1 protein-coding gene is annotated in these 223 nt (G+C 62.3%); it reads right to left on the bottom strand.

The window, feature by feature from the left end:
- The coding region (locus tag E4K09_RS19865; RefSeq protein ID WP_244610604.1) for an ABC transporter substrate-binding protein at positions 1 to 223 on the bottom strand (223 nt) is incomplete at both ends.

The following is a 223-nucleotide window of genomic DNA, read 5'->3' as shown; positions in this document are numbered from 1 at the left end:
TTCAGGCCGGCTTCCGCGAGCAGCGCCTTGGCCTTGGCGACATCATAGGCGTAGCCCTTGTACTCCTTGTCGTAGCCCGGCATGAGCGGCGGGAGAATTTGGTTCGCCGGACCCGCGCGGTTGTTGATGATACGGACGATGCGTTCCTTGTTGACGGCCATGTTCAGGGCCTGACGGACGCGCACGTCGTCGAGCGGCTTGATGCGCGTGTTCAAGGTGACGT

Source organism: Microvirga pakistanensis (assembly GCF_004458765.1).
Lineage (GTDB): Bacteria > Pseudomonadota > Alphaproteobacteria > Rhizobiales > Beijerinckiaceae > Microvirga > Microvirga pakistanensis.
Note: the sequence above shows the minus strand (reverse complement) of the source record. Positions and strands in the feature narration are given on the sequence as shown.